General features: G+C 58.1%; 2 protein-coding genes, 2 rRNA genes and 1 pseudogene. All 5 read right to left on the bottom strand.

What is annotated here, in order from left to right; genetic code table 11:
* Nucleotides 1-4: 4 nt before the first annotated feature.
* Entirely contained in the window at nucleotides 5-2,113 is a 2,109-nt protein-coding gene (recD, locus tag ACZ9BE_RS01200; protein WP_476248828.1) for an exodeoxyribonuclease V subunit alpha, read from the bottom strand.
* Nucleotides 2,110-5,797, bottom strand: a pseudogene (gene recB, locus ACZ9BE_RS01195) (exodeoxyribonuclease V subunit beta). The gene recD and the pseudogene recB overlap by 4 nt, the downstream one beginning before the upstream one ends.
* On the bottom strand, nucleotides 5,794-9,252 hold the full coding sequence (recC, locus tag ACZ9BE_RS01190; protein ID WP_476248827.1) for an exodeoxyribonuclease V subunit gamma: 3,459 nt from the start codon (nucleotides 9,250-9,252) through the stop codon (nucleotides 5,794-5,796). The pseudogene recB and the gene recC overlap by 4 nt, the downstream one beginning before the upstream one ends.
* 153 nt (nucleotides 9,253-9,405) lie before the next feature.
* Nucleotides 9,406-9,521, bottom strand: a 5S ribosomal RNA gene (gene rrf / locus ACZ9BE_RS01185).
* Between the two features lie 156 nt (nucleotides 9,522-9,677).
* A 23S ribosomal RNA gene (locus ACZ9BE_RS01180) occupies nucleotides 9,678-12,571 on the bottom strand.
* Nucleotides 12,572-12,799: the final 228 nt, after the last annotated feature.

Raw genomic sequence — 12,799 nt, 5'->3', positions numbered from 1 at the left:
CGCTTCATCCCGGAGGCTCGGTGCCCTCTTCCAGTTCCAGCATCAGCCCGCTCAGACGCTTGACCTTGCGCAGCACCGCCTCTTCAAACACGCCGGCACGCGGCTCGATCAAGGTGAACCAGTGCCGGGCGCGAGTGATTCCGGTGTAGATCAGTTCTTTGGTCAGCACGGGGTTCAACGCATCCGGCAGGATCAGCGCCGTGTGGGCGAACTCCGAACCCTGGGACTTGTGCACCGTCATGGCGTACACGGTTTCGACATCATTGAGTCGACTCGGCAACACGAAGCGCACGCCGCCCTGACCATCGTTACGCGGGAAGGCCACGCGCAGAACAGTTTTGCCGATTTCTGCGCCTTCACGCTCGGGCAGTTTCAGGGCGATGCCGATGTCGCCGTTCATCAGGCCCAGACCATAGTCGTTACGAGTCATCAGCACCGGCCGACCTTCATACCATTGCTGATCGCTCTCGATCAGACGCGCCTTGAGCAAGGCAGCGGTAATGCGCTGGTTCAGACCTTCAACGCCCCATGGCCCTTTGCGCACGGCGCACAGCAACTGGAACGTGTCGAACGCCTGCAAGACTTCCCGCGCCCAATCGGTCCAGGCCGCATGCTCAAGGGGCCGCGTCGACGGTGGACGCTGATCGCGCAGTACGCTCAGGTAATGGCGGTAACCTTGCGGGCCGTTGCCGTGACCTTCGAGCAGCAGACGTTCGAGCTTGAGATCGTGCTCGCCTTTGAGCGGTAGCGAATACACGTCGTCGTAGCTGCCGACCGCGAGCAACTGCCGCGCCTCATCGGCCAATTGCTGATTGACCCGGCGCGCGAGCTGACCGATACCGCTGCCCTCGCCGAAGCGGCGCGAGTGACGCAGCATCACCACTTGCTGCGCCAGCGGATGGGTGCCGTCGCGATCTTCATGCAAACCGCTGCCCTGCAACGACTCGCCACTGACAGACTCCAGCCATTGTCGCGTTTGCGGGCTGTACCAACCGCCCTCGGCGTCACGGCACAGATCGCCCAGCACCGCGCCCGCCTCGACCGAGGCCAGTTGATCCTTGTCGCCCAGCAGCACCAGCCGAGCATGGGCCGGCATGGCGTCGAGGAGGTTGGCCATCATTTCCAGGTCGATCATCGACGCTTCATCGACCACCAGCACATCCAGCGGCAGGCGGTTGCCGGCATGGTGACGGAAATGCCGGGTGCCCGGTCGACTGCCGAGCAGACGGTGCACGGTGGTCACATCGCTGGGGATCGCCGCGCGCACCGCTTCGGCGACTTGCAGTGATTGCACTTGCTGACTGATCGACTCGGTCAAACGCGCAGCGGCCTTGCCGGTCGGTGCCGCCAGACGAATGCGCAGCGGATGGCCAGCCTCGACGGCCGGTGCCTGCAGCAACGCGAGCAAGCGCACCACCGTGGTGGTTTTCCCGGTGCCCGGGCCGCCAGTGATGATGCTGAAGGCGCTGCGCGTAGCGATGGCGCAGGCGAGTTTTTGCCAATCGATGACAGCTGCGGATTCCGCGCCGCCGAACAATTCGTTCAGACGCTGCGGCAGATCATCCGGCGTCGGCTCCTGCTGCATCAAGCGTTGCCGCAACGCTGCATCGATGCGGCGTTCGTAGGTCCAGTAGCGGCGCAGGTACAGGCGTTTCGAGGACAGCACCAGCGGACGTGTCTGCGCTGTTTCACTCGGGTCAGCGGCCAGGGCCACCAATGGACTGCTTGCCAGCACTTTGCACCAATGAGCTCCATCGAGCGTTTCGAGCAATTGCGAGGGCAGCAGCAACACACCGCCCTGCACATCGCCTTCGGGCGGCAATGACAGTGCAAAATCCGGCGCCTTGAGGGTTTCAAACAGGTCCAGACACACATGACCATGGCCGAGTTGGTGACTGGTCAACGCCGCCGCGAGCATCACCAGCGGATCGGTCTCGGGCTCGAGTTCATGAAGGAACGCGACAAAGGCGCGGTCCAGCGCGCGCAGCCAGCCGCGCTCGACCCAACGGCTCAGCAACAACAGCAAATCATCGGCGCGGGTCAGCGGCGAGAGTTTCGACAGGCTGTCCGCTTCCAGCGGCGTCGGCAGCAGATCGGCGAATGTGCGGCTCATAACAGGACTCCCTGTTCCCAGGCGGGTTCGGTCTTGGGTTCGGGTTTGCCCTGGAACATCCGGTCGAGGCGTTCGATCAATTCCCGTGGTGGACGCACGAAGTACACGCCACGACTTTCCGCACGCGTACCGCGCAGAAACAGATACAGCGCCCCGCCGACATGGCGGTCGTAATCGTAATCCGCCAGCCGCGCCTTCAACTGGCGATGCAGTGCCAGCAGATACAGCACGTATTGCAGGTCGTAACGATTGTCGAGGATCGACTGCTCCATCGCCTGCACGGTGTAGGCCTGATCATCCACGCCTAGCCAATTGGATTTGTAATCGGCGACGTAATAGCGGCCAGCGTGCTCGAAGGTCAGGTCGATAAAGCCCTTGAACATGCCGTTGAGTTGAACCGGTTCTGCCGCAACACGAGCCACGCCATTGTGGGTGTGCTGGCGCACCTGCTCGTCGAGCTTGAGCACGTCGACTTTGTGACTGGCGAACCAGAACTCCATCTCGACGCGATATTGCTTCAGTTGCTCAAGAACCACCGGCGGTTGCCCGCCCGCGATCGGCAACGGCGACTCGAGCAAATGTTGCAGCCAGTCCGTCAGGGTAGTAATCCAGCCTTGCCAGCCGCGCAGGTTGCAGCGCCGGGCAATTGCATCTTCCAGCGCTTCGCGAGTAACGGCGAAACCTTCAGCGCCCGCCCATTCGAGCAAGCCATGCAAAAACGTGCCGGGATTCGGTCCGCGAGGAAAACGGTGGATATCGGCGCCACCGCTGCTGATTTCATGTGGCGCGTCGGGATCGAGGCGCTCGTCGTCGAAGAGCTTTTGCGCCTGCGGACTGTCCGGTGCTTCATCGCTGCCGACGCTCAATATGTCGCTGATGCGCAAAGCGCTATAGGAAGCGATCCACCAGTTTTCACTGGCTTTGCGCTTGGGCCGTAGCGTGGCTCGCAGCACTGCTTCATTGCGCGGCGGCTGGTAATGCTCGTCAGTGGGCTGAGGCATTTCGCTGATGCCGATGGCCGGGCAGTCCTGCTGCAGATCCCGCAGCCAGCGGTTCAATTCGCTGGACTCGCCCAAAGCGGCACCGCCACCGAGCAAATAACCCAACGCCGACAGGTGCAGCACCGAGCTGTTGTTATTGCCGCGCTTGAGATCGGTGACGCCCAGCCAGCAGGCATGCTGCGCGCGCGTTAATGCGACATACAGAAGACGCAGATCTTCGGCCAGACGCTCATCGTCAGCCAGAGCGATCAACTCGGGGGTCGGCTTGAGGCTGATCTGCGCCTTGCCCGCAGCGTCGTGGTAATGCAGCGGCAAGCGGCTGCCATCCACCGGTTTCGCCGAGCAAATGAATGGCAGGAATACCAGCGGATATTCCAGGCCCTTGGATTTGTGGATGGTCACCACCTTGACCAGTTGCTCGTCGCTTTCCAGACGCAGAATCTGCTCTTCACCCGCCCTGACCGGACAGTGCCAGCAGCTCGGCCAGATGGCGGATCAATGCTTGCTCGCCGTCCAGTTCAGCAGCGGCTTGCTGCATCAGTTCCGAGAGGTGCAAGAGGTTGGTCAGTACGCGCTCGCCGTCACTGCGCTGCATCAGGGTTTGCGGCAGGTGGAAGTCGTGAAGAAGGCGTCGCAACATCGGCAACACGCCCTGTTTGCGCCAGAGCTCTCGATAGCCGCGGAACTGCATGACCCGGGCTTCCCAGACCATTTCATCCTGGTTCAGGCGCTCCAGCTCGATCAGCGGCAGGTTCAATGTGGTGCAAGCCAGCGCAGCCTTGAGCGAGCGTTCGACATCGGGTTCGGCGCAAGCCTTCAGCCAGGCCAGCAGATCGTGCGCCTCTTGGGCGGCAAACACCGAATCCTTGTCCGAGAGATAAACACTGCGCACCCCTCTGGCGGCGAGTTCGGCGCGTACGGCCTGGGCTTCCTTACCGTCGCGGACGAGGATCGCGATGTCCGAAGGGCGTAAACCTTTGAAGTCGTCTGCTTGAAAGAAACCAGCGCTGCCGGTTTGCCCGCCATTGAGCAGTGCGGTGATTTGACTGGCGCAGGCGGCGGCCATTTGCTGGCGATAAACCGCGCCGGACAGCGGCTGATCGCTGGGCAGTAGCCAGACATTCAGTGCCGTGACGTCTTGCCCGGCAATCCGCAGCGTTTCCTTGCGTCCCTGAGACTCGACCGGGAGGAACGGTACCGGGTTCTCGCCGGTTTTCTCGCGAAACAAAAACGCGCCGCGCCCCTGCTCTCGGGACTCGGCGCGTTCGAATACGTGATTGACCGCTGTCACCATGCCGTGGCTGGAGCGGAAGTTGGTGCCTAGTGTATGCAAACGGCCGGTAGTGGCCTGACGTGCGCGCAGATAGGTGTAGATGTCGGCACCACGGAAGGCATAGATCGCCTGCTTGGGGTCGCCGATCAGGAACAGGCCGGTGTCAGGGTGATTGTCTTCGATGCGGTAAATGCTCTCGAAGATGCGGTACTGAACCGGGTCGGTGTCCTGGAATTCGTCGATCAGCGCGACCGGGAACTGCTCGCGGATCAGCGTTGCCAGACGCTCGCCGCCCTCCGATTGCAGCGCGGCATCCAGACGCAGCAACATGTCGTCGAACCCCATTTCTGCGCGACGGCGCTTCTCTTCTTCAAAACGCGCGCCGACCCACTTGGCAGCGTGTTGCAGAACAGCAGCATCGGGCGTCGGCAAGGCATCAAGGCTCGACTTGAGTCCGGACATGGCGTCCAGTCCCGGATGACTGGGCGCCGGGCCTTTCCAGGCCTCGGCCATGCCATCGGGCGTCAATCGGGTGAAGCCGGTGCCAATGTCCAGTTGCTCAAGCGACTCGTCTTCGGCCCAGGTCTTGAGCTTCTCGAACCAGGGCTCGAAATAACGCGCCTGCATCTTGCGGCCATCGACGGTTTTGCTGGCGACGCCTTCATGGCAGAGAGCAAGCAGCTCGTCTGCCCAGTCACGCCAAGGCATTTTCAGTTCGACCAACGCCGCTCGCCGCTCCAGCAAACACTCCTCGATCAGCTCCGCGGGCGCCTTGCCTTCATCGGTGTCACGCTCGCTGGCAAACAAGCCGCGCACCCGAGGCAACAACGCGGCGGGGCCACCCCAATTGCTGCGCACCCAGTTCAGCGCATCGCCCTGCATCGGGTAGCAGAACAGTCGCCAGTAATCGCGCAACACTTCGCCAAGCAGATCGCTGTGATCGGTTTCCAGGGATTGCGTGAACAGGCTGCCGCTGTCGAACGCATGCTCGCGCAGCATGCGCTGACACCAGCTGTGAATGGTCGAGACGGCGGCTTCGTCCATCCACTGCGCGGCGATATCGAGGCGGTTGGCACAGCCCGGCCATTGCAGCGGATCGAACTGATCGCGCAGCTCGGCAATCAGTCCGTCCGGGGCAACAATTTCGTCGCGGAAGAACCGCGCGGCCTCAGCCAAGCGTGTCCGAATGCGTTCACGCAGCTCTTTGGTAGCAGCGTCGGTAAACGTCACTACGAGGATTTGCGGCGGCAGCAGTTCGCGTGAAAAACCGCTTGTCTCGCCGCCATGGCCGAGAATCAACCGCAGATAAAGTGCCGAAATCGTGAAGGTTTTGCCGGTGCCTGCGCTTGCTTCGATCAACTGACTGCCGCGCAGCGGGAAGGCCAGAGCCAACGGTGTTTTGGTACTCATGCGCGCGCACCTTCGCTGGACAAGGAACGCCACGGCGCTTCGAATAATGGGCGGTACAACGCGTCGCACCAGCCGGTGAAGGTTTCGTCTGCCAACAATGCATCGAAGTCGGGATATTGCCGGAGCAGTGCCGGGCTTTCGCGCCGCTCGCCGTTGCTGGTCTGGCCGTCACCGTCACCGTCATAGGCTTTTCGCGCAGCTGCTTCGGCTTTGACCGGGTCAGTTTGAGACAACCAGGCGAACGCGGTTTTTATCGCAATCGGCAAGGGCTGGCGCATGCCTGATTGCCAGGCAAGAAGCAGGTCACCGAGCAAACGCAACGCTCGGTCTCGCTCCATTGGCTCCAGCAACAACGTATCGTCACTGGCGACCAATGCCGTGGTCAGCGCATGCTCGCTGGCGCAGGCGACCAGATGGGTAACCCACGATTTGGTCAGCCGATGCCACTTGCGAGTTTTGATCGAGCCGATGCTATTGGGAATGGTCGTGACCGACAGCAGGCCGCCATCGGCGCGTTGATGCAGGTTTGCGAGCCAGCCCTCCAGCCGCAAACCCTGCAAGTCGAGACTGACCGGGATTGCACTACTCAATGGCGTCGGCCATAACGTCAGCAACTGTTGATAACGCTGCAGAAGATCCGGCAGCGGTTCGATCAGTTCACGCTGTAGGCATTCGCCAAAACCGGCCATAGGCAGCAGACCACTGTTTTGCAGGCGCAGCGCCCGGGCTTGCAGCGCCTGATCGATATTGTCCGGCTGGCTGAGTGCGGCTTCCAGCAAACTGTCGCTTAGCGTGTAGCGCTGTAGGGCGTCCAGCACGAAAGGTTCTTCATCTGCCAACGGCGCTTGCGCCGCCTCGAAATAGACCTTGAGACGCTGGGTGAAAAAATGCCGAACCGGATTACGCAGAAAATCCTGCAGCAATGCCAGCGTCAACGGTTCCTCTTGAACATATGGCGCGAGTAACGGCGCTTCGCTTTGCTGCGCTTTCTCTTGATGTAACACCTGCCACTCGCTGGCGTAGCTGAACATTTGCTCGCCTTCGTGGAAATAGCGGGCACTGAAAGGTTGCAAGGGGTGTTCTTCGGTCAGCGCGTCCAACAGATCCTGGATTGGGTCGATTGAACGCCAGCCGCTGGCGAGGTGATCGCGCAACTGGCCGATGAGCACCGAGGCGGGTCGTTCGCTGTTGTCGCGAATGCTGCGACCGACCCAACTGATATAGAGCTGAGTGCGTGCGGATAACAGCGCTTCGAGTAACAGGTAACGGTCGTCTTCACGTCGTGAGCGGTCGCCTGGGCGGTAATCACTGCCCATCAGATCGAAGTCCAGCGGCGGCTGCGCGCGCGGATAATCGCCGTCGTTCATGCCCAGCAGACAAACCAGTTTGAAAGGAATGGCACGCATCGGCATCAAGGTGCAGAAATTCACCGCACCGGCGAGGAATCGTTGCGACAATCGGCCCTGATCGAGCCCGGCGAGCCAGGCTTCGCGCACAACAGTCAGCGGCAATTCGTCAGTCAGGCCGACCGCCTCGCAGGTTTCCAGCCAGGTCTCGCGAAGCTCTTCGAGCTGGGTCAGCAGGTAGTCGTCGTGCTCGTTGCTCGCCTGAAAGAACACCTGCATCAGCGCCTGCAAGCGCAGCCCCCACTCTTTCGGTTGAGCCGGTTGAGTGAGTTGCTGATGAGCGATTTCCAAGGCATCCAGCAGCGCAACCAATGGCCCGATCAGGGCAGCATCAAGTCCACCAATTTCGTCGTAAGGCTCGATACCTGCACATGCATCGGCACTGCCGACGGCGTAGCCCAGCAGCATTCGGCGTAGACCGAAATGCCAGCTGTTCTGCTCCAGTTCCTCAGGCAATCCGAGACCGGCCCGTTGTTCGGCACTCATGCCCCAACGCACGCCGGCGCCCTCGATCCAGCGGTGCAGAGTTGGCAGGTCACGTTCCTCTACGCCAAAGCGAGTACGCAGAGCTGGAACATCGAGCAGGTCGAGAATCTCGCTGACCGGGAAACGGCTGTCCGGCAGCTTGAGCAGGTGCTCGACGGCGATCAGTAATGGATCACGTCCTCGCTGGCCCTGGTCCGCCAAAGTGAACGGAATGAAGCGCGGGTCAAATCGATCGAGCTGACCGAAAACCGCGCGGATATGCGGGGCATAGCTGTCGATATCCGGGACCATCACGATCACGTCCCGTGGGCGTAGAGCCGGGTCGGCGCTGAAACGCGCCAGCAGTTGATCGTGCAGGATTTCGACTTCGCGCTGGGCACTGTGGGCGATGTGGAAACGTATTGAATGGTCTTGGGTTGCATCAACCGCAGGCCAGAGTTCGCGTGTCTCGTTGAGGGGACGTAACTCCAGAATGTCATCCTGAAGCTGGTTAAGCATGTTGTGCGGCTGGGCTTCGCTGAACAGGTCGATGCGGCCGTCACGAAAGGCTGCGCGGTAGCTGTTGGGATCGTCGTAGCTGTCGAGCAGGTTGATATAGTCGCGACCTTGTTTGCCCCAAGCGGCCAGCAAAGGATGTGCATGCTGATGCAGGGTCTCGGCATCAAGGACCACTGGCATCCCGCTTTTGCGTTGTTGCCGCTTGTATTGATGTCGCAGCAGGTCCTTGTCGGCGACGATATCGGCCCAGTGATGGCGACAGGGGTTGTGTACGCAAAGCAGAACCTGACTGAAGCGCGCCAGACCGGCGAGCGCTTCAAGAACTTGTGCGGGCAATGAAGAAATGCCAAAGACGATCACGCGCGGCGGCAGCGCAGCCGGGGCCTTGTCGAGTATGTTGATGCGCTCCATGAAACGTTGATGCACGCCGGCACGACTCTGCGCCATGCCTTGTTCGCCGACGTCATCCAGCAGCGCTCGCCACAACTCTGCCTGCCAGCAACTGGTCGCTGGCAGAGGCTTGATTTCACCTCGCACATTGCGCAGTTGATGACGCCCCTCAGCCCAATCTTCCAGCCAGTCAGCCCGGTAGACCTGATATTGGTCGAACAGATCGGCTAGACGCTCTGACAACTGATAGCGCTTGCGCAGATCGCTGTCGTGAGTGAGGAAGCGTTGCAGCGGCTCGAAATGGGGGCGATCGATTACCTGTGGCAAGAGGCGCATCAGACGCCAGGTCAGCGGAGCTTTATCGAGCAGGGATTTCGCCGGAATTTCTTCTCGTCCCAATACCATGCGATACAGCTGCCACATGAAACTGCCGGGTAGTTGAACGTCAATCGCCGCAGCGATCCCGCAACCGCCAAGGTCATCGTCTTCAGGATCTTCGGCCAATGCGAGTTTGAGCCATTGGGCGATGCCGTTGCTTTGCACCAAAGCGATTTCGTTTTCCAAGGGTGCCAGTGGGTAGCGCCGCATGATGCTGACCACAAGACTGCGCAGCTCATCGAGACTGTTGCTCTGAACCACCATGAATGCAGCGTTGAGGGACTGGGCGTCCGACATATGGATTCCTTGGAAAATCGCTAAAGCCGAGGCAGAACCTTAGCATTGTCGGCCGGCTGTGACAGCCGGACGAGGTCTGCGAAGCCTGTAAGAACTTTCTCGCAGGCAAAACAAAACCCCAACTGCTTTCGCAATTGGGGTTTCGGAATTTAATCTTGACGATGACCTACTCTCACATGGGGAAACCCCACACTACCATCGGCGATGCATCGTTTCACTGCTGAGTTCGGGATGGGATCAGGTGGTTCCAACGCTCTATGGTCGTCAAGAAATTCGGGTACTGACTCGTGACCAGATGGCCTCGCTTCAGCAAATTGGGTATGTGACAGCTTTCGGTGTTTGTGCGTTTCGAACTTTCGGTTCGTTTCGTCTTCACACACCGCAATCTGGCGCCTTTTCAGGTCAGCAAATTGCTTGGGTGTTATATGGTCAAGCCTCACGGGCAATTAGTATTGGTTAGCTCAACGCCTCACAGCGCTTACACACCCAACCTATCAACGTCGTAGTCTTCGACGGCCCTTCAGGGAACTCAAGGTTCCAGTGAGATCTCATCTTGAGGCAAGTTTCCCGCTTAGATGCTTTCAGCGGTTATCTTTCCCGAACATAGCTACCCGGCAATGCCACTGGCGTGACAACCGGAACACCAGAGGTTCGTCCACTCCGGTCCTCTCGTACTAGGAGCAGCCCCTCTCAAATCTCAAACGTCCACGGCAGATAGGGACCGAACTGTCTCACGACGTTCTAAACCCAGCTCGCGTACCACTTTAAATGGCGAACAGCCATACCCTTGGGACCGGCTTCAGCCCCAGGATGTGATGAGCCGACATCGAGGTGCCAAACACCGCCGTCGATATGAACTCTTGGGCGGTATCAGCCTGTTATCCCCGGAGTACCTTTTATCCGTTGAGCGATGGCCCTTCCATACAGAACCACCGGATCACTAAGACCTACTTTCGTACCTGCTCGACGTGTCTGTCTCGCAGTCAAGCGCGCTTTTGCCTTTATACTCTACGACCGATTTCCGACCGGTCTGAGCGCACCTTCGTACTCCTCCGTTACTCTTTAGGAGGAGACCGCCCCAGTCAAACTACCCACCATACACTGTCCTCGATCCGGATAACGGACCTGAGTTAGAACCTCAAAGTTGCCAGGGTGGTATTTCAAGGATGGCTCCACGCGAACTGGCGTCCACGCTTCAAAGCCTCCCACCTATCCTACACAAGCAAATTCAAAGTCCAGTGCAAAGCTATAGTAAAGGTTCACGGGGTCTTTCCGTCTAGCCGCGGATACACTGCATCTTCACAGCGATTTCAATTTCACTGAGTCTCGGGTGGAGACAGCGCCGCCATCGTTACGCCATTCGTGCAGGTCGGAACTTACCCGACAAGGAATTTCGCTACCTTAGGACCGTTATAGTTACGGCCGCCGTTTACCGGGGCTTCGATCAAGAGCTTCGCGTTAGCTAACCCCATCAATTAACCTTCCGGCACCGGGCAGGCGTCACACCCTATACGTCCACTTTCGTGTTTGCAGAGTGCTGTGTTTTTAATAAACAGTCGCAGCGGCCTGGTATCTTCGACCGGCATGAGCTTACGGAGCAAGTCCTTCACCCTCACCGGCGCACCTTCTCCCGAAGTTACGGTGCCATTTTGCCTAGTTCCTTCACCCGAGTTCTCTCAAGCGCCTTGGTATTCTCTACCCAACCACCTGTGTCGGTTTGGGGTACGGTTCCTGGTTACCTGAAGCTTAGAAGCTTTTCTTGGAAGCATGGCATCAACCACTTCGTGTTCTAAAAGAACACTCGTCATCAGCTCTCGGCCTTAAGATCCCGGATTTACCTAAGATCTCAGCCTACCACCTTAAACTTGGACAACCAACGCCAAGCTGGCCTAGCCTTCTCCGTCCCTCCATCGCAATAACCAGAAGTACAGGAATATTAACCTGTTTTCCATCGACTACGCTTTTCAGCCTCGCCTTAGGGACCGACTAACCCTGCGTCGATTAACGTTGCGCAGGAAACCTTGGTCTTTCGGCGTGGGTGTTTTTCACACCCATTGTCGTTACTCATGTCAGCATTCGCACTTCTGATACCTCCAGCAAGCTTCTCAACTCACCTTCACAGGCTTACAGAACGCTCCTCTACCGCATCATCCGAAGATGATACCCGTAGCTTCGGTGTATGGTTTGAGCCCCGTTACATCTTCCGCGCAGGCCGACTCGACTAGTGAGCTATTACGCTTTCTTTAAAGGGTGGCTGCTTCTAAGCCAACCTCCTAGCTGTCTAAGCCTTCCCACATCGTTTCCCACTTAACCATAACTTTGGGACCTTAGCTGACGGTCTGGGTTGTTTCCCTTTTCACGACGGACGTTAGCACCCGCCGTGTGTCTCCCATGCTCGGCACTTGTAGGTATTCGGAGTTTGCATCGGTTTGGTAAGTCGGGATGACCCCCTAGCCGAAACAGTGCTCTACCCCCTACAGTGATACATGAGGCGCTACCTAAATAGCTTTCGAGGAGAACCAGCTATCTCCGAGCTTGATTAGCCTTTCACTCCGATCCACAGGTCATCCGCTAACTTTTCAACGGTAGTCGGTTCGGTCCTCCAGTCAGTGTTACCTAACCTTCAACCTGCCCATGGATAGATCGCCCGGTTTCGGGTCTATTCCCAGCGACTAGACGCCCTATTAAGACTCGCTTTCGCTACGCCTCCCCTATTCGGTTAAGCTCGCCACTGAAAATAAGTCGCTGACCCATTATACAAAAGGTACGCAGTCACAGAACAAAGTCTGCTCCCACTGCTTGTACGCATACGGTTTCAGGATCTATTTCACTCCCCTCTCCGGGGTTCTTTTCGCCTTTCCCTCACGGTACTAGTTCACTATCGGTCAGTCAGTAGTATTTAGCCTTGGAGGATGGTCCCCCCATATTCAGACAAAGTTTCTCGTGCTCCGTCCTACTCGATTTCATGACTAAGAGATTTTCGCGTACAGGGCTATCACCCACTATGGCCGCACTTTCCAGAGCGTTCCGCTAATCTCAAAGCCACTTAAGGGCTAGTCCCCGTTCGCTCGCCACTACTAAGGGAATCTCGGTTGATTTCTTTTCCTCAGGGTACTTAGATGTTTCAGTTCCCCTGGTTCGCCTCTTGCACCTATGTATTCAGTACAAGATAACCATCTTATGATGGCTGGGTTCCCCCATTCAGACATCTCCGGATCAAAGTCTGTTTGCCGACTCCCCGAAGCTTTTCGCAGGCTACCACGTCTTTCATCGCCTCTGACTGCCAAGGCATCCACCGTATGCACTTCTTCACTTGACCATATAACCCCAAGCAATCTGGTTATACTGTGAAGACGACATTCGCCGAAAATTCGAATTTCTCAACTAAGAGAACTCACAAATTTTACCTTAGCCTGATCCGTTACCAGTGAAAGTAACGTTCAGTCTATCTTTCTATCACATACCCAAATTTTTAAAGAACGATCTAATCAAAAGACTAGAAATCAATATTCAGTTCGAATATTCATTTCTAAACTCTCAAACTTCG

The organism is Pseudomonas sp. TE9122 (genome assembly GCF_056278925.1).
This window is presented reverse-complemented; position numbering and strand designations above follow the sequence as displayed.